This is a genomic window from Bradyrhizobium sp. LMTR 3, assembly GCF_001693485.1.
Taxonomy (GTDB): domain Bacteria; phylum Pseudomonadota; class Alphaproteobacteria; order Rhizobiales; family Xanthobacteraceae; genus Bradyrhizobium.
The window spans coordinates 262,872-278,749 of sequence record NZ_MAXC01000046.1 but is presented as its reverse complement, the minus strand read 5'-3'; the positions used below and the strand labels follow the sequence as shown (position 1 = coordinate 278,749).

Genomic DNA, 15,878 nt, shown 5'->3' with positions numbered 1-15,878 from the left:
GACTTAAAAATGACCGACAAGACAAACGAGAAAAAGCGCCCGACACACGCCATCTACCAGGTGCGCGGCGAGAAGGAAAAAAGCTTCTGGACCCGCATCGGCTCCGCTTGGCCGAACAAGAACGGCAATGGCTTCCAGCTGATGTTCGATGCTTTCCCGCTTAACGGCCGCATCCAGCTGCGTGAGATCACCGAGAAGACCGGTGAAGAAGCGAGCGCAGCGTGAGTTCGGTGGCACGCACCGCGGCGCGAGGGCATGCCCTCGCGCCGTTCACGGGCCCGATTGCAACTGACGCATTCGAAGCTGCAATCGGATTCGCGATCTGCCGGCCTGACGATCTCTTCGATCTCGACGGCGATACCTTGCTTCGCTACCGCAACGGCTGCGTCGAGGCATTCGACTCCGACACCCTGCGGAATAGCATCGACTGATGTCACGGCGGAAGCTGACGAACCAGCTTCCGCTCGTCTTGCGACCCACATCACCGCGCTCCCCGGGCCCGGGCACGCCACGCGATTTCGTCGCGGATCTCCTGCAGGGCGGCGGTGAGTTGCACCGAGACCAGATGGGCGTCGTCTGGATGAAGCGCCTTTGAAATGCGCACGATGCGGCCTTCCTTGCTGAACATGGCGACGCGATGAACAACGCGGGGCCCGCCGTGAGGGCCCTCGTCACGGATTTTCTCGATGGTGCCGATTTTTACGTGATGGCCATCGATAGCGCGCAGCCGCCAGAATTCGGGCACGCCGTGTGGCATCCGCATTGCACCATCGAGATCGAAGATGAAGGACCGCGGACGAAACACGACCTTGGACAACTTATAGCCAGCGTACCCGAGCAGCGCGCTTCCGCTCAGAAGCAAAAGGCCGCCGAGGACATGCGTCTTCATAACGTGAAACGATATGGTCGCGATACCGACAGCCACCAATATGAAGCCAGCCGACAGATGCGTGATGAGGTCGTTATGCTCCCCCCATTCATAGCCGGCCGCCACGAGCTTGCCATCAATGTCGTGCTCCCTGATTATCTGATGGCTCATGCGGTCTCCCTCCCTTCCGGCTCGAGCCGATTCATGTAAACGGGCGGGCTGCCGGGCACGATGACGAGTTGGCGACACGCCTCCGCCGCGAAGTGCTGCCGGAGTTCGAAGTTCTCAAGCAGGCGTACGTTGCGCACGTGCTCCCTGCGGCCAAGGTCACCCTGGCTCATCTGCCCGCCTGATACGCGGATATCCTGGGTCTCGATGATCTGGGTATTGCCCAGCATGCGGGAGAGATACTCAGTCGTCGTCAGGTCCACGTTGCCGAAAGCCTGAATGATGCCGGCATTGCCAAGGAAGGTCTCCCAGGATTTCGGATAGTTGGTCTGAAGCTGCGTCAGGTCCTGCAGGACTGACCACAGCTTTACCCCGAAGCCAGCCATCAGCCCGGCCGCCGTCTCAAGGCTGCGCATATGGCCGAGTGTCGGAAACTCCTCCAGCACGAACCACACCGGCAGCCTGCCGCGTGGCACGGGCGCACGTTCCAGGACAGAGAGTGCCTGCTGCACGATCAGGCGCAGCCACCTGAAATGCGTCCCCATCCGCATGCCGGGCAGCACTAAGAAGATCGACAGCTTTCCTGTGTTGAGGTCCGCGAGCCGGAAGTCGCTGCGCTCGGTGATGTGCAACACATCATCGAGCGGCGCTGTTTGCTCCTGCACCGTCGAGAGGATGCTCTGCATCTCCCGTGGACTCCCGGTAAGCTTTCCCAGAAAGGTCGAGCCGATATTACTGATGATGCCGTCGAACTCGGGAGTATTTGCCATGACGGTGAGACGGCGCTCCATCTCAGGCGGCGTCGAACACAGGAACCGCCTTAGGCCACGCAAGGTTGGAAGACGTCGCTCGGCAAGCGTCAGCAGCACGTCGCCGCGGGTGAGATTCTTCCCGGCATCGGTCCAATGCGGATCACGTGCGTTGTTGATGATAAGCGCATCGGAACTTTGAGATACGTCCGGAGCAATGTGACGGATCCTGCCGAGCCCAAGCTCCGAGAAAGGGTTGTACGAGGCCGACTCCTGCCCGAGCTCTTCGAATGGGTCGAGAATGTAGACGTGTTGTCCCATCGCCCGGCGGTACTCCGCACATGCCGCAGCCAGCTCGCCCTTCGGATCAAGTACGACCACAGAGCCCGGGTAGCGGCGCAGGTTCGGGATAAGTACGCTCGATGATTTTCCCGCCTGCGTACCAGCGATTGTCATGACGTGCCGGCCGTCCTTACGGCCGAGCCAACGATCGCCCCAACGACCAAGCAGAACGCAGCCCGGCGACCAGGTCCAGCTGTCATCAAGATCAGCCGGATCACACCACACTTGCGACGGTGACGATTCGCTCGCGCCGCGGATATCGGACCCACGCGGTGGAAAATGATGATGCATCGATTGCTCCCGTATGCAGCGCATGGACCGCACGCACGCGCGGCTGTTCAGAGACTCGAATTGCGAACGAGAGAAGCGCGACACAAGAGATCAAAATAAAAATCAAAAAGTTAGGCGACACAGCGAGACAAGATAGTACGCGAAGAGACTTGGCGAGTGCGGAAGTTACGAAAAGTGAAATGATTGCGCGGAGCAAAGTTGGGAATAACTGAAGGGAGAGAGATTCAGCGATGAAGCAAACGCCCGTACAAAGTTTTGGGGTAGCGAGATGTGGATTTGATTTCGAAATCCAAAAAACTTGGTTTCGAAATCAAATCCCTCTCGCCCAGGGGAGCCGCTCCGCTCTTCCCCGGGACCCCTTCCTGTCAGGGCTCACGCCCCGAACCCCATCCTCTCGGAGGCCACCTCGTGCCAAGACCCCGTACTCACTCGCATGCTGCACGCACTCAAACGATCACCGTGCGCGTTACTCCGTCCGAATATGCGCGTCTGCAGGCCGAAGCCGCACAGGCGGGCGCAAGCGTGTCGGGGTTAGCCGAGCGTTACGTCACGCGCGGCACGGTGCGGGTGGAAGCCTCGAGGATGCCGGCGCCTCTGGATCCAGCGCTGATCGCGGAGCTGAAACGCATCGGCAACAATCTGAACCAGATCGCCCACGCGCTGAATTCGAACCTGCCGCCGGACACGCTGTTCACGGCAGGTAACCTGCGCGATCTGATCCACACATTGATGCGCGATGAGCTGCTGTTGCAGCGGCTCCGCGATGCAAAGGAGAGAGGTGATGATTCCGCGCCTGCAAGCCCGCGGCAAGAGTTTCAAAGGGTCGTGTCGGTACGTCCTTCACGATCCCAAGGCTGAAACTCAAGACCGCGTCGCCTGGATGATGACGCAGAATCTCACCAGCGAACCAGAGCATGCCTGGTTCGAGATGCATGAGACGTGCCAGAACCAGGCCAAGCTAAAGGCGAATGCCGGGCTTTCGGCACGCGGGCGGAAGAACACCACGCCGGTGCTGCACTACACGCTTTCCTGGCATGCGGACGATGCGCCGACGCCAGAGCAGATGAAAGCGGCAGCAATCGCGAGCCTCAAACAGCTTGGCCTTGAGGGGCACGAAGCCTTGATCGTGGGACACCACGACAAGAAGCACCCGCACCTGCATATCGTTGCCAACACCGTGCATCCCTACACGGGTCGAACGGCCGCGCTGAAATTTACCAAGGAGCGGCTGTCCGAATGGGCTCTCGAATATGAACAGGAAATTGGGCGGGTGCATTGCAACGAGCGCCTGCGCAACGCGGAAGAGCGTAAGCGTGTGCGCCGCTTGCGCAAGGAAGAGCGGCTGGCGCAGGAATTCGCTCCCGCTGCCGCAAAGCCATACGTGCCGATCAAAGATCTGTCCCCCAAGCGCCGCGAATGGCTGGAGAAGAAAGCCGAGAAGGACCGGCGGTGGGAGCTGCGCAAAGAAGTCGCCAAGTCGAACAAGCTGGCGCGTGACGTCACATGGGAGCGCCAGCGGCGGGAGCGGGATGCACTTGATGACCTGAGCCAAGCCAGGCACGATGCCATCCGCGCGCGCATGCGGGAAGAGGCGCGGCCCAAATGGCGTCAGCTCTACCGCAATCAGGCCAAGGAAATGCGCTTCGTGACCGAGCGCGCCAGTCATCCGTTCGAGCGGGCCGTGTTCGTGTTCCGCAATCGCGAGCGGCTGGGTGGCGGCAAGCCCCTCACCTTCCGGCAGATGTTCCGCCATATCGTTTCCACGAACAGCCTCGCCAAGACACTCGGCCGCGTTCATGAGCGCGAACGGCAATCACTGGCCCGCGACGAGAAGACGAAGACCCGCGCCCTGACCGACAAGATCTGGCAGAAGCACAAGGCCGAGTTCAGCGCGCTGAAGGAACGGCAAACAGCCGAGCGCGAGCAGCAGAGGGCTCAACACGACGCAGCAATCGACAAAATCATGGAGGGGAAAGCGAAGACGGCAGCTGACCTGAAGCCTTCGGCGCTGCCGGAGCCTGCGAAGGACCGGCCGGTCGGCGACCTTGAACCTCACTTTAACGACGCTGCCTGGCGGTTGCTGATCTTTGCCGAACCTGAATCGTCACGGGCTGAACAAGTCAAGCGGGACATGGAGGCGTGGCGCCGCACCCATTCAGGACAGGATTTTGGCCGCGAACTCTAGGTTCGCGGCGGTCGGCCGAAAATGACAAGCATGGCAGAGAATCGCGAACGGCTTCCCCCACCTCCGAATTCAGTGCAACCGCCGAGCAGGTAGAATTCCTGCTTGCCGCATATGTATTCCTGAAACAAACGCGCATCGATCCGCGCCGGCAGGAGAGCAACCGTGGTGTTGCCGTTTTTCGTCTCGTCGAAGGCCCGCTTGATCCAACTGCCGACATCGCAGCCATAAGGCGGGTTCATCCAGTTATTTGCCGACCAAGGTTTCGCGAGCCCATCCTTCGTGTAGAAGCGCTCACACTTTGCGTTTTGGGGGGTTGCGCAGACGTCGAGCAGGAATGGCCCGTAACGCTCGTCGATGACGTCAAAGTAATTCTGCGGCGCGGCCCATTCATCAAAGGCGCTGACAGAGACTGCTACGTTGGCAGACATGGGAGATATCTCCTGATGAAAGAGACATCTCAATTACAGCCGATGGTTTGTCGTGCAACGGGACGTCATGTTTAGGAATGTGTCACTTTGCACCACGCCGACCCGTGCGGAGACAACTTCACCGTGAGAGAAAATGTTCGGCGAATTGACGCAGCGACGCGATGTGACCCATTACGACATGCTGCATTTCATGCCCGACGAGATGTTCGCGGAATTCGCGAAGGCGCCAATATCGCGGTCAATCTGGTTTCCCAGGTTCGTAATGCTTCCTGCATCTCCTTGTCGTATTTCGCCTTGTTATAGCGCAGGGCAATCGGCGAGAGCGACCCGGTGATGTGGTTCAGCAGCCGCTCGATGACATGCGGCGCCACGCCCAGTGTCGCGAGATTGGTCGCAAAGGTCCTGCGCAGATCGTGAAGGGTCCAGTCCACGACGCCCGCAACCTTGTCCAGCCCGTGTTTCGCGGCGGAGAAACCTGCGAATGGCGTTTGCCGTCGACGCGCGGGAAACAAATACCCTTCCGAAGCCGTCATAGCCTGCAAGATTTTCTTGACCATCGGACCGATCGGGAACGTGTGTCGCCGCCCGTTTTTGACGATTTCGGGCGGCAGCGATATCTCGCCCTTGTCCAGATCGACATACTCCCATTTCAGAGCGGCGATTTCACCGCGGCGCTGACCGGTCAGGATCAGCAAGCGGACAATCTGCCCGAACTGTCCCTTTGCCTCCCGGTATATGCGCTTCAGCTCATCGTCTGTCAGGACACGGTCGCGCGCCACGTCGCGCGACGGTGCCGGCATCGTGCACGGATTCTTGCAATAGCCTCGCGCCTCCGCCCACCGGAAGAAGGTCCGCGCCACCTTGAACGCGTGTTGCGCTTCAGAGGGCGTCGGCAGCAACCCGTCCAGAATGGCGGTAATCTGGCCCGTGGTGATGCCTGAGAGCTTTTTGCGATCAAGCGAGGCGAAATGCTTGGTCAGCAGCCGCTCGGTTTCCTTGCGCGTGCGCTCGCGTTGGTGCTGCGCGCAGTGGGTGCGCAGAAACAGCTCCCGACCATCGGCGAAGGTTGAGAGCGAATGGGCGTCCAGAGGGCTTCCAAGAAGCACCAGTGCCTTCTTGCGCGCCTCGGCTAACGGCAATGCGGGGTAGTGACCAACCCGCGTGCGCAGACGCTCACGGCCGCGGACAACGATCCAGGTCTTCCTGTTCTTGCCGACTCTGATGCCGAAGGCCGGTGTCTTCTCGTCGAAGTAGGATCCCGGCTTGAGATTTCGAATCGTCAGCTCGGTAAAAGCAAGCTTCGCCATTCTTGGCTCCGTTTTGGCTCCGGAAACCGATGAGACGCCGTGCTACGCGGCGCGTCGTCATGTTCCGTCCACGAGAGCCAAGCTAGCAAAAATGGCAATTGTTTCAACAGGTAACGAGACGATTTGAGACAAGAAGTTTGGAGCGGGTGAAGGGAATCGAACCCTCGTATTCAGCTTGGAAGGCTGCTGCTCTACCATTGAGCTACACCCGCGCTGGCGTTGACCTAACACGACGCGCAGGCGGCCTCAACCGCCCCGCCGCCCCTGTCCGCATGTCCTGTGCGGACCTCTCGACCGGTCCGTACCCCTTAACAGGGGCCGATTCGCCGCTTATATTCGGATTTCCATCAACAACGAAAGGAGGTGATCCAGTGTCTTATACCAAGCGCTGTCACCTCGCTGGGATCGCCCGCTAGGCTTGCCTTTTTGGCCTGGCATCGGGGCGCTCTCAGCCCTGGACCAGCGAGCACAACAGTTGGGGCGCGACGGGAGTTCTCCCGCCGCGCCTTTTTATTTCTTAAACGTCCTCGAAAGGCAGCCAGTCCTGCCCGCCAGAAAGGAGAAAGCGATGCTCTACGCCATGCTGGCCTATCACGTCGAAGCCGAGGTCACATCCTGGACGCCGGAGGAGGACGCGGCCCTGATGAGCGAACTGCTGGCCGTGCATGAGCGGCTCAACGCAAAGAAAGTGCTCGGGCCGGCGGCGCGGCTGGGCGGCACGGCGGAAGCCCGCACCTTGCGCGGACCGGGCGCGGGAATGGTCATCGACGGACCATTTGCCGAGACCAAGGAGCAGTTGCTGGGTCTGTACGTGTTGAATTGCGCCAACGAGGAGGAAGCGATCGCGATTGCCCGCGACCTGCGGCGCGCCAATCCATCCGCCGTCTACGAAATCCGCCCGATCAGGCTCTATCTCCCCGGCGAAGCGCTGCCGGAAACCACGCAAGAAGGCGATCAAGGCTAAGGCTTCGAGGCGACGAATTTCCGGATCAAAAGCGCGGCGAATTTCGCCGGGGGTGGATGGCCTCCAAGGGAACAAAGGCGGATGCGTTGACACAACCGATCGGCAGCGTACGCTTGTCGCATCGCGTCTTGCGGGAACTTGCGCTAGCCTGCCACTAGCTAAAGCCGTTTTCGGTATGAGTCGGTCGGGACATAGGCTCATCCATTTTGTCGTAAGAAAAATGACGATCACGTTGCCGCTGCTCTCGGCGCTTGATCCAGATCAGGCTACGCGCCTCCCGTAGGTCTCGAAATCTGGCTGCACTCTTTGTAACGGAGTTCATCCGATGCAAACCAGAGTCCGAACACTGATCGCTCTTGTCCTGGCACTTGTCCTGGCACTTACGTCATTGAGCGCAATCACCGAGCGAGTGCGCGAACCAGGCGTAACCGACACTGAGATTCGCATCGGGAACGTTATGCCCTATAGCGGGAGCTTGAAAGTCTTCGGAGCGATTGGAAAAGCCGAGGCGGCGTATTTTGAGATGATCAACGAACGCGGCGGGATCAACGGCCGTAAGGTGCGCTTTATCTCATATGATGACAAATCCGATCCATCGACCGCGCTAGACCTTACGCGCAGTCTTATCGACAAAGACGACGTCCTCTTGATGTTCGGTTCGTTCGGAACGCCGGGGAATTTTGCCGTTCGCGCGTACTTGAACGAAAGGCAGGTTCCTCAACTCTTTGTCGCCTCCGGAGACGATCATCTGAGCGATCCATCGTTGTTTCCGTGGACGATGGGCTGGCAGCCCTCCATTCGGGAAGAGGGGCGCATCTACGCCAACTACATACAAGCGTTCTACCCCGGAAAAAGGATCGTAGCTCTTTGGCAGAACGATCATTTCGGCCGAGAACTGTTCAAGGGGTTGGAAGACGGGCTCGGTGACGTCGCCCGGATGATCAGGGTCGACATCGCCTACGATATCGCAGATGAGCATCTCGACACGCACGTATCGATCTTGAAGCGATCAGGAGCTGAAATTTTTGTGTTTGCGGGGGCACCTGCAAATGCAGCGAAAGTCGTCCGAGTAGCGGCGGATCTCAATTGGCATCCGGTGTTCATCTTGAACCATATGGCTTCATCGATCGCGACGGCGCAGCCCGCCGGTCCGGGAAGCGCCTTAGGCGTCATTACAGCCGCCTTCCTGAAGGATGCAAATGATCCGGCTTGGAAGGACGAACAGGCCATTAGGGACTGGCAGGCATTTGCTGAGAAATATCATCGCGCCGGAGGCAAGGACGATAGTGCTGCCGTCTTCGGCTATGCCGCCGCCGAGACGTTGGCACAGGTGCTCAAACAATGCGGCAACGACCTGTCTCGCGAGAACGTCATGAAGCAGGCAGCGGCCCTTCAAGACTATCAAGGCTCAATGTTGCTACCTGGGATCAAAATCAGTACTGGACCTGGAAACTTTCGGCCGATCAAACACCTGCGACTAATTCAGTTCGACGGCCGCACGTGGCTGCCGATTGGCGACGTGCTCGAAACGGCTTTCTCCAACGCCCAAAAGTAAGTGGCGCACGTTCGAGCCGGCGGCGGCTCCAGGGGCTGACGTTTCACGCTGGCGATGAGGCTGCGGATGCCCAGGGGCACCGGCATGCTGCACCGCAGCGAACCTCAACAAACATTATTGACTCGCTATCGGGGCCACCGACCCCCACATTGAATACACCACCGACACAACCAGTGCTCGTAGGCGTCGGTGGCAGAGAGTGTTGTGCTCCCGCCTGCAAAGGAAAGGAGATACGATGCCTCATTCAGCCAATCGTATTCTGTCCCGAGCAAGCCCTGTCGATCTCGAAGACCTCCGGCCGCATCTTCGCATTGTCGAAATGCAACGCGGCAAGGTCGTTGTGGAGAGTCGCGCGCGCGTCAATCAGGTGTACTTCCCGCACGGCGGCATACTTTCGTGCGTTGTTGAACTGGAAGATGGTTGGGCGATCGAAAGCGGCATGATCGGAAACGATGGTGCTTTCGGAGCTGCACAAGCGATCGATAGCAAGGCGTCGCTGCATAAAGTGGTGGTCCAGGTATCCGGCCTTGCGAGTGTCGTGGATGCGGAGCACCTCAAAGCGGTTGCCCTGTCTTCTCCTGACCTGCTCGCCCTGCTCATCAAGTACGAACAATTCCTCCTCGGACAGGTGCAGCAGACGGCTGCCTGCAACGCGGTTCACAGCGTCGAACAGCGGACGTGTAAGTGGCTGGTCAGGATGTGCGATCTGGTGGGCACCGAACTGCCGGTGACGCAGGAATTTTTGGCGCAGATGATGGGCGTGAGGCGAACCAGCGTCACCGGTGTTGCCAGCCACCTGCAAAAGGAGGGCCTGATCTCGTACAGCAGGGGCAAACTAAGCATCCTGGACCAGGATCTCCTGCAGCGCCGCGCGTGCGAGTGCCACCGAACTGTTCGGGATCTGTATGCTACGGAGTTCAATGACACCGAACGACCAGCGCTTCCGGCTCGACACAGCGCCTGTACTTGAATTTCGGGGTGGTGGCATGCTGCTGGCGCGGCAGTCTACCAGAGCCGTTTTCTGGCAAAGGCGTGCCCGGAGCCGGATTTCAGATAGCGCTCGAATGTGCGAGCCTTCTGTTCGTTAGAGAATGCAATGTATGTAACCAGCTTCCACGGGAGAAACTTCGAGGTATGCGGAGATTTGCCAGCATTATGGTCCGACAGTCGCCTCTGAACGTCGGACGCCATCCCGACGTACCGCCGGAAAAGCTTTCGCTTTGTAACAAGTATACATAGTGCATCCGGGGCGGCCCTCCTTCGCCAAGGCTTCGGAGGGCATCCTGCTTCGGAGGGCATCCTGCTTCGCGGTCAGGCAGGCTGCGATCCTGCGAAGCGCCTTGGCGCGAAGCAGGATGGTGGGGAAGGAAGGACTCGAACCTTCGAAGCCATACGGCGGCTGATTTACAGTCAGCTCCCTTTGCCACTCGGGACACTTCCCCGTCCAACAGCGTCACCGAACCGACCGCCCGAGTGGCGGAGGACCGGACCCAAGGATGACGCTGAGGCCGAAAGCCCGTTTCGAACCGGCTGCGACCGGCGCGTTTATGGGCGAAGCGGGATGGCAAAGTCAACCAACGCGGACCACCAAAAATGGGTTCGATCAGGCCAAATTGCCATATTCGGCCCCCCGTGACACAAGCTCCCCATGAGCGATCGCGACCGAAAACCGCCGTTCCGCCGCGGCGGCGGCAAACCCTTCGAAAAAGGGCGCAAATTCGCCCGTCCGCCAGGCCGGCGCGACCGGGAAACAAGCTCCGACGGGCCGGCGATTCTCTATGGCTGGCACACGGTCTCGGCTGCGCTAGCCAACCCGGAACGGCGGATCCGCAAGCTGTTCCTGACCGAAAATGCCGCCCGGCGGCTGGCGGACGAAAATATCGATACCCGCGTTGCCCCGGAAATCGTCCGGCCGAACGCGATCGACCAACGGCTCGGCCCGGATGCCGTGCATCAGGGGCTGTTGGCCGAGGCCGATCCCCTGCCCTCGCCCGATATCGATACGCTGCCGCAGGACGGCATCGTGCTGGTGCTCGACCAGATCACCGATCCGCACAATGTCGGCGCCATCATGCGCTCGGCGGCGGCCTTTGCGGTGAAAGCGATCGTCACCACCGCCCGCCACAGCCCGGAGGCTACCGGCGTGCTCGCGAAATCCGCCTCCGGCGCGCTGGAGCTGGTGCCGCTGGTGACCGTGCAGAATCTCGCCCGCGCGCTCACTGAACTGAACGACCGCGGCTTCTTGACGGTCGGGCTGGACAGCGAGGGGACCGAGGACCTCGCCGCCGTGCCCTTGCAGCAACCGCTGGCGCTGGTGCTGGGCGCCGAGGGCAAGGGCCTGCGGCAACTGACCCGCGAAACCTGCCGCGCGGTGGCGCGGCTCGACATGCCCGGCGAGATCAAGAGCCTGAACGTCTCGAATGCCGCGGTGCTCGCGCTCTATATCGGCGCGAGCCGGCTCGGACTGATGAAATGAACAACGCCCGCTCGCGGGAAGCGAACGGGCGCTGAAGGCTTCAGTTATCGATCAGATCAGTAGTAGCGGCGGAGCACGGGCCGGCCGTGGTAATAACGCCCCGTGTAACGGTAACCGTTCCGGTGGTAGTAGCGGTGCGCGCGATAGCCGTAGTACGGACGGTTGTAGCCATAGCCGTAGCCGGAGATCGAGCCTTCGCGATAGACCGGATAAGGCGCGAAATTGCCCGGACCGGTATAGGTCGGGCCCTGGTTGACATAGTAATACTGCTGCTCCGGATCGGGCAGACGCTCGCGCACCCAGCCGCCGCAGGGGCCGCAGCCGGCATAGCCGTAAGCCGCGACCGGCGCGACATAGACCGGCGCTCCGCACGGGGCGTAACCGCAGGCCATCGCGGGGGCTGCAGCCATGACGGCCGCTGCCGCGATCAATCCTTTAAGTATCTGACGCATTACTCTCTCCTGTTCGTATTTGCTGGTCTTCTTAACGTGGAAGGTGATGCGGCCATCGCCTGTCATCGCGCGGCGCGTAGATGATTTCGGGCGGATCGACGGGCACGTTGGACTGCGCCGGCAACGGCGCCGACTGCGCCGACCAGGACTGGTGGTAGCTCTCGGCCGGTTGCGGCAACCTTCGATTCGCCGGCGGCTCGACTTCCAGGCGCCCGTAACCGGGCTTGCGGCCGGCGCTCGGATAATAATGACCGACGCGCGGGACCGGATCGACATAGCGGCCGCCATAGACGGTCGGCTCGACATGGGTACCTTTGCCGAGGCCCCAGTCCCCCTCGACCACCGCATAGGATGCATCGACGCCGTTAATGATGACGGGAACGCCGGGACGGCCCGGAATCACGATCTCGAAGCCGCCGCCGGCACAGGCGGTCGACGTCGTCGCGATGAAAAGTGCCAGTGTGACGCCGATGCGCATCGCTTGGGATCCGGTTTTTCCAACGTCCCAATTTAATCCAACAGGCCGGTTCAGGGGTTAAGGCCGTCGGCCAAATTGCCGGTAAGGCTAACGCGCAACCGTGGATCGCCATTCAATTGCGAGAAATGACGCTATCCAAACGTTAACGCCTCGGGGATCGGAAGGCCGACCCCGGGGGCCGCCCGCTCGATTGTCATTTGCGCCGACATATCGCACCATCCAGCCCCCTCCCAACGCCAGCCGAAATGCCTGAGATGACAGCCAAAACGCCTGCAAAGAACGTGCTCTGGATCATGTGCGACCAGCTTCGCTACGATTATCTCGGCTGCACCGGGCACCCTGTGCTGAAGACGCCGAACATCGACGCGATGGCCAAACGCGGCGTGTCGTTCTCGAACGCCTACGTGCAGTCGCCGATCTGCGGCCCGTCGCGGATGTCGTTCTATACCGGCCGCTACATGCGCTCGCACGGCTCGCACTGGAACGGCTGGCCGCTGCGCGTCGGCGAACCGACGCTCGGCGATCACTTGAAGAAGATCGGCGTCCGTAACGTGCTGGTCGGCAAGACGCACATGGCGCCGGACCTCGAGGGGCTGAAGAGCCTCGGCATACCCGCCGACTCGATCATCGGCGTGCATGTGTCGGAATGCGGCTTCGAGCCCTATGAGCGCGACGACGGCCTGCATCCGACGGGACGGCCGCGGCCGGCCTACGACAATTATCTGCGTCAGCATGGCTACGACGCGCCCAATCCCTGGGAGCACTGGGCCAATTCCGGCGCGGCCGAAGACGGTAGCCTGCAGAACGGCTGGCTATTGGTTCACGCCGACAAGGCCGCACGCGTGCCCGACGAGCACTCCGAGACACCCTACATGACGCGGCGCGCGATGGAGTTCATCGCGGAAGCCGAGGACGACGGAAGGCCATGGTGCCTGCATCTGTCCTACATCAAGCCGCACTGGCCCTATATCGCGCCGGAGCCCTACGCCAGTATGTATGGGCCGCAGGACGTGCAGCCGGTGATCCGTTCGCAGGAAGAGCGCGCCAACGCGCATCCGGTGTTCGCCGCCTATATGGACATGCGCTATTCGCGCAACATGTCGCGCAACGAGGCACGCGAGAAGGTCATCCCGACCTATATGGGGCTGATCAAGCAGATCGACGACCAGATGGGCGTATTGATGCAGTTCCTCGAAGCGCGCGGCCTGCTCGACACCACCATGATCGTGTTCACGTCGGACCATGGCGACTATCTCGGCGACCACTGGATGGGCGAGAAGGACCTGTTCCACGAACAATCGGCGAAAATCCCGCTGATCGTCATCGATCCCTCGCCTGCCGCCGATGCCACGCGTGGCACGATCAGCGATGCGCTGGTTGAGGCGATCGACCTGGCGCCGACCTTCATCGACTATTTCGGCGCCACGCCGCCGGATCATATCCTGGAAGGACGTTCGCTGGTGCCGCTGCTGCATGGCGCGCCGCCTGCCGATTGGCGCAAGGTGGTGTTCTCCGAATACGACTACGCCATGCAGGACGTCCGCGTGATGCTGAACCAGCCGATCGAGCGCTGCCGCCTGTTCATGGTGTTCGACGGCCGCTGGAAATACATTCACGCGTCCGGCTTCCGCCCGATGCTCTACGACCTCGAAACCGATCCGCAGGAATTTTGCGATCGCGGCGCCGACCCGGCCTGCGCCGACATCGTGGCGAGGCTGCAAGCCGAGCTGTTCGATTGGGCGCTCCATCCGAAGATGCACATCACCACGCCGAATGCGAAGATCGCCGCCTATGCAGCCCAGCAACTGCAGGTCAAGAACGGCGTTTTGATCGGCATCTGGGACGAGGCCGAGCTCGGCGCCATCAGGGAGAAGATCGGGATCAAGCCTTGAGAAGAAGCGGTCTCTATCGCCCTAGCCTAGGGCACGGACTCGTTAGCGCGCCTCCATCTATCGCGAAACTGTCGTGGGGTGCATCCGGCGATCCGACGGAAAGCGCGAGTAAAGTGAGCAGGGTCAGCGTAGCCCGACGAGAACGCTACGTCGATGATCTTACTCTCAGTATCGCTCAGGAGTTTTATCGCATTGTTGAAGCGGACCTGTTCGAGCAAACCCGAATATGTAAGTCCCGCAAGCGAAAGTTTCCTCTGCAGACTCCTGACACTCAGTCCAATCATCTCAGCCGCCTGAATTATCGTAGGACCACCTTCATCAAGGTAGGAAGGCAGGCTCAACTTGAGAACGCCAACGATGTCCTTCCCGAACGACTGCGGCTCGTTCTCAGATGCCTTCGACGAGGCGGCATCGGCAAGATTGGGAAGGCTCAAAAGCTGCAGCGGCACTTCGATCCATGAGGCCGTTTGACCTGACAAGAAGCGGGTGCTCGGCCAATACGACTGAACTTCAATGCTGGGGGTATAGATTGCTTCAAAGGCGATCACTGCAGGAGTCCAGTTCGCTCCAGCGAACTGACGGACGATGTGCATGACGAATATGTTCTGAAGCCATTGGGACATCTCAAGATGTGAAATGCCTTCCGTTCCAAGCAGCTTGCTACAGATTTTCAAGCTCTCGCCGCATGGCTCTAGCCATAGATGGAGATTTGTATCTTCGATCGGTGCCCACTTGCACGCCTGCTGAAGAGCAACCAGTAGAGTTGGCGAATGGCGGATTCTGGCGCGCAAAGCTTCGCTCAGATGAGCGAAAGACAGACGCTGAGACGCTCGAAAAGCAATCTCTGATATTCCTTGTTTTCCCTGGGCAGCCGTCGCGAAGCGAACGGCCGGCAGCAGCGGTACGTAGTGATCCGCTTTTTCTTCCAGGCACGTAGGAAGCTGAAATTTGGCCAGAAGCGCGGAAGTTGGTCCGCCTATCTCAGAGTGAATCTCTGCGAAAGGCATGAGGAATTGGCAACGAGTCAAAGGAATGACGGTCATTATTATTTTACCCCCTTTGTCGCCATCGCAAGATAGCAGGCCGCCAATTTTCTTTCCTCGTCTTTGACGTGTGCATCGGGGGTAAGGCTCTCGACCAATTTCCTTCGAAAATTTTGGCAGCGGATGGCCAGACTAGTCCCCGAAACGGCTCTAGCGTTGCAGAATTGGCTGTTTTCCTGGAGGGAGCACAGGCTTCACGCCTCACCAACCGATGAGAGCTGTCCGTTTGCCTTCACTCCAAGCGGTCCGAGCGGCGATTGTCGCGTCGCTGCGACACGGTGACGCAACCCTCGATAGTACGGCTCGCGCACTCAAGATCAGCGTGCGCACTTTGCAGCGCCATCTCGGTCGAATGGGCACAAGTCACAGCGAAATGCTCGCGGAGGTCCGGCTGGACATGGCTTGCCGTTTGCTCGTGAATTCAAGCGAGCGCCTGTCGGATATCGCTAAATCAGTCGGTTATACCAACGCCAGCAGCTTCAGCCGCACTTTCGTGCGTTTGATGAAAGTTCAACCCGTTGTTTACAGACGGCAGCAACTTGCCCGTAAGCATAGGCAGGCGCCATCACACCGTTGAACTATTTCCAAAGGATTGGCGCGAAATGGCAAGACGCGCGATCTGAATGGCGCAAAATGTTTAGCGAAGCTGCTTGCTGAAACTAATTGCCAAGCTCCCAAGG

General features: G+C 60.0%; 18 protein-coding genes and 2 tRNA genes. 10 read left to right on the top strand and 10 right to left on the bottom strand.

Going from position 1 to position 15,878, the window contains the following annotated elements; genetic code table 11:
* The first annotated feature begins 9 nt into the window (after positions 1-9).
* Both LMTR3_RS27490 and LMTR3_RS27485 read left to right on the top strand, forming a co-directional pair.
* Entirely contained in the window at positions 10-225 is a 216-nt protein-coding gene (locus tag LMTR3_RS27490; RefSeq protein ID WP_065748103.1) for a hypothetical protein, read from the top strand.
* Positions 222-431: a hypothetical protein gene (locus LMTR3_RS27485; RefSeq protein ID WP_065748102.1), complete on the top strand. Its 210-nt coding sequence runs from the start codon at positions 222-224 to the stop codon at positions 429-431. Before LMTR3_RS27490 ends, LMTR3_RS27485 begins: the two co-directional genes overlap by 4 nt.
* 50 nt (positions 432-481) lie before the next feature.
* On the opposite strand, the gene LMTR3_RS27480 is transcribed toward LMTR3_RS27485, so the two are convergent.
* Entirely contained in the window at positions 482-994 is a 513-nt protein-coding gene (locus LMTR3_RS27480; RefSeq protein ID WP_141686831.1) for a hypothetical protein, read from the bottom strand.
* Positions 995-1,035: 41 nt separating this feature from the next.
* Positions 1,036-2,418: a type IV secretory system conjugative DNA transfer family protein gene (locus LMTR3_RS27475; RefSeq protein WP_176722000.1), complete on the bottom strand. Its 1,383-nt coding sequence runs from the start codon at positions 2,416-2,418 to the stop codon at positions 1,036-1,038.
* Positions 2,419-2,688: 270 nt separating this feature from the next.
* Between LMTR3_RS27475 and LMTR3_RS27470 the strand changes: the two genes are divergently transcribed.
* Positions 2,689-3,276, top strand: a complete 588-nt coding sequence (locus LMTR3_RS27470) for a MobC family plasmid mobilization relaxosome protein (protein ID WP_141686830.1) — start codon at positions 2,689-2,691, stop codon at positions 3,274-3,276.
* A complete protein-coding gene (locus LMTR3_RS27465) occupies positions 3,200-4,603 on the top strand; it encodes a relaxase/mobilization nuclease domain-containing protein (RefSeq protein WP_176721999.1) in 1,404 nt (467 codons plus the stop codon). Before LMTR3_RS27470 ends, LMTR3_RS27465 begins: the two co-directional genes overlap by 77 nt.
* On the opposite strand, the gene LMTR3_RS27460 is transcribed toward LMTR3_RS27465, so the two are convergent.
* The 3 genes from LMTR3_RS27460 to LMTR3_RS27450 form a co-directional block, all read right to left on the bottom strand.
* Positions 4,600-5,031 (bottom strand): DNA N-6-adenine-methyltransferase, encoded by a 432-nt coding sequence (locus LMTR3_RS27460; protein ID WP_065748097.1) that lies wholly within the window; start codon positions 5,029-5,031, stop codon positions 4,600-4,602. The two genes, LMTR3_RS27465 and LMTR3_RS27460, sit on opposite strands and share 4 nt — an antisense overlap.
* A 188-nt stretch (positions 5,032-5,219) precedes the next feature.
* The gene (locus LMTR3_RS27455; protein WP_065748096.1) at positions 5,220-6,338 is read right to left on the bottom strand and encodes a tyrosine-type recombinase/integrase; all 1,119 of its coding nucleotides are present in this window, start codon (positions 6,336-6,338) and stop codon (positions 5,220-5,222) included.
* A gap of 138 nt (positions 6,339-6,476) precedes the next feature.
* Positions 6,477-6,550, bottom strand: a tRNA-Gly gene (locus LMTR3_RS27450).
* 356 nt (positions 6,551-6,906) lie between these two features.
* Here LMTR3_RS27450 and LMTR3_RS27445 point away from each other — a divergent pair.
* The 3 genes from LMTR3_RS27445 to LMTR3_RS27435 all read left to right on the top strand — a co-directional run bounded on the left by LMTR3_RS27445 (position 6,907) and on the right by LMTR3_RS27435 (position 9,827).
* Positions 6,907-7,302, top strand: a complete 396-nt coding sequence (locus LMTR3_RS27445) for a YciI family protein (RefSeq protein ID WP_065748095.1) — start codon at positions 6,907-6,909, stop codon at positions 7,300-7,302.
* 325 nt (positions 7,303-7,627) lie between these two features.
* Positions 7,628-8,857: an ABC transporter substrate-binding protein gene (locus tag LMTR3_RS27440; RefSeq protein WP_065748094.1), complete on the top strand. Its 1,230-nt coding sequence runs from the start codon at positions 7,628-7,630 to the stop codon at positions 8,855-8,857.
* 235 nt (positions 8,858-9,092) lie between these two features.
* Positions 9,093-9,827, top strand: a complete 735-nt coding sequence (locus LMTR3_RS27435) for a Crp/Fnr family transcriptional regulator (RefSeq protein ID WP_065748093.1) — start codon at positions 9,093-9,095, stop codon at positions 9,825-9,827.
* 35 nt (positions 9,828-9,862) lie between these two features.
* Here LMTR3_RS27435 and LMTR3_RS36845 read toward each other — a convergent pair whose 3' ends face one another.
* Complete coding sequence (locus LMTR3_RS36845) at positions 9,863-10,048, bottom strand: GIY-YIG nuclease family protein (RefSeq protein ID WP_502686672.1); 186 nt, start codon at positions 10,046-10,048, stop codon at positions 9,863-9,865.
* Between the two features lie 165 nt (positions 10,049-10,213).
* Positions 10,214-10,299, bottom strand: a tRNA-Tyr gene (locus LMTR3_RS27430).
* 206 nt (positions 10,300-10,505) lie between these two features.
* On the opposite strand from LMTR3_RS27430, the gene rlmB reads away from it, so the two are divergent.
* Positions 10,506-11,333, top strand: coding sequence for a 23S rRNA (guanosine(2251)-2'-O)-methyltransferase RlmB (gene rlmB, locus LMTR3_RS27425; protein ID WP_065748092.1), 828 nt, complete (start codon positions 10,506-10,508; stop codon positions 11,331-11,333).
* A 56-nt stretch (positions 11,334-11,389) separates the two neighbouring features.
* Here rlmB and LMTR3_RS27420 read toward each other — a convergent pair whose 3' ends face one another.
* Complete coding sequence (locus tag LMTR3_RS27420) at positions 11,390-11,785, bottom strand: hypothetical protein (protein WP_065748091.1); 396 nt, start codon at positions 11,783-11,785, stop codon at positions 11,390-11,392.
* Positions 11,786-11,816: 31 nt separating this feature from the next.
* Positions 11,817-12,263: a hypothetical protein gene (locus tag LMTR3_RS27415; protein ID WP_065748090.1), complete on the bottom strand. Its 447-nt coding sequence runs from the start codon at positions 12,261-12,263 to the stop codon at positions 11,817-11,819.
* 254 nt (positions 12,264-12,517) lie between these two features.
* On the opposite strand from LMTR3_RS27415, the gene LMTR3_RS27410 reads away from it, so the two are divergent.
* A complete protein-coding gene (locus LMTR3_RS27410) occupies positions 12,518-14,155 on the top strand; it encodes an alkaline phosphatase family protein (protein ID WP_065748089.1) in 1,638 nt (545 codons plus the stop codon).
* 26 nt (positions 14,156-14,181) lie between these two features.
* Here LMTR3_RS27410 and LMTR3_RS27405 read toward each other — a convergent pair whose 3' ends face one another.
* On the bottom strand, positions 14,182-15,198 hold the full coding sequence (locus LMTR3_RS27405) for a helix-turn-helix transcriptional regulator (RefSeq protein ID WP_065748088.1): 1,017 nt from the start codon (positions 15,196-15,198) through the stop codon (positions 14,182-14,184).
* Between the two features lie 211 nt (positions 15,199-15,409).
* Between LMTR3_RS27405 and LMTR3_RS39880 the strand changes: the two genes are divergently transcribed.
* Positions 15,410-15,775, top strand: a complete 366-nt coding sequence (locus LMTR3_RS39880; protein ID WP_084029834.1) for a helix-turn-helix domain-containing protein — start codon at positions 15,410-15,412, stop codon at positions 15,773-15,775.
* Positions 15,776-15,878: the final 103 nt, after the last annotated feature.

What these genes read in the sequence shown, in the direction of transcription:
- LMTR3_RS27460 (WP_065748097.1), bottom strand. Translation starts at nt 5,031, where the DNA reads ATGTCTGCCAACGTAGCAGTCTCTGTCAGCGCCTTTGATGAATGGGCC.
- rlmB (WP_065748092.1), top strand. Translation starts at nt 10,506, where the DNA reads ATGAGCGATCGCGACCGAAAACCGCCGTTCCGCCGCGGCGGCGGCAAA.
- LMTR3_RS27405 (WP_065748088.1), bottom strand. Translation starts at nt 15,198, where the DNA reads ATGACCGTCATTCCTTTGACTCGTTGCCAATTCCTCATGCCTTTCGCA.
- LMTR3_RS39880 (WP_084029834.1), top strand. Translation starts at nt 15,410, where the DNA reads ATGAGAGCTGTCCGTTTGCCTTCACTCCAAGCGGTCCGAGCGGCGATT.
- LMTR3_RS27435 (WP_065748093.1), top strand. Translation starts at nt 9,093, where the DNA reads ATGCCTCATTCAGCCAATCGTATTCTGTCCCGAGCAAGCCCTGTCGAT.
- LMTR3_RS27475 (WP_176722000.1), bottom strand. Translation starts at nt 2,418, where the DNA reads ATGCATCATCATTTTCCACCGCGTGGGTCCGATATCCGCGGCGCGAGC.
- LMTR3_RS27415 (WP_065748090.1), bottom strand. Translation starts at nt 12,263, where the DNA reads ATGCGCATCGGCGTCACACTGGCACTTTTCATCGCGACGACGTCGACC.
- LMTR3_RS27420 (WP_065748091.1), bottom strand. Translation starts at nt 11,785, where the DNA reads ATGCGTCAGATACTTAAAGGATTGATCGCGGCAGCGGCCGTCATGGCT.
- LMTR3_RS27440 (WP_065748094.1), top strand. Translation starts at nt 7,628, where the DNA reads ATGCAAACCAGAGTCCGAACACTGATCGCTCTTGTCCTGGCACTTGTC.
- LMTR3_RS36845 (WP_502686672.1), bottom strand. Translation starts at nt 10,048, where the DNA reads ATGGCGTCCGACGTTCAGAGGCGACTGTCGGACCATAATGCTGGCAAA.
- LMTR3_RS27455 (WP_065748096.1), bottom strand. Translation starts at nt 6,338, where the DNA reads ATGGCGAAGCTTGCTTTTACCGAGCTGACGATTCGAAATCTCAAGCCG.
- LMTR3_RS27490 (WP_065748103.1), top strand. Translation starts at nt 10, where the DNA reads ATGACCGACAAGACAAACGAGAAAAAGCGCCCGACACACGCCATCTAC.
- LMTR3_RS27445 (WP_065748095.1), top strand. Translation starts at nt 6,907, where the DNA reads ATGCTCTACGCCATGCTGGCCTATCACGTCGAAGCCGAGGTCACATCC.
- LMTR3_RS27465 (WP_176721999.1), top strand. Translation starts at nt 3,200, where the DNA reads ATGATTCCGCGCCTGCAAGCCCGCGGCAAGAGTTTCAAAGGGTCGTGT.
- LMTR3_RS27410 (WP_065748089.1), top strand. Translation starts at nt 12,518, where the DNA reads ATGACAGCCAAAACGCCTGCAAAGAACGTGCTCTGGATCATGTGCGAC.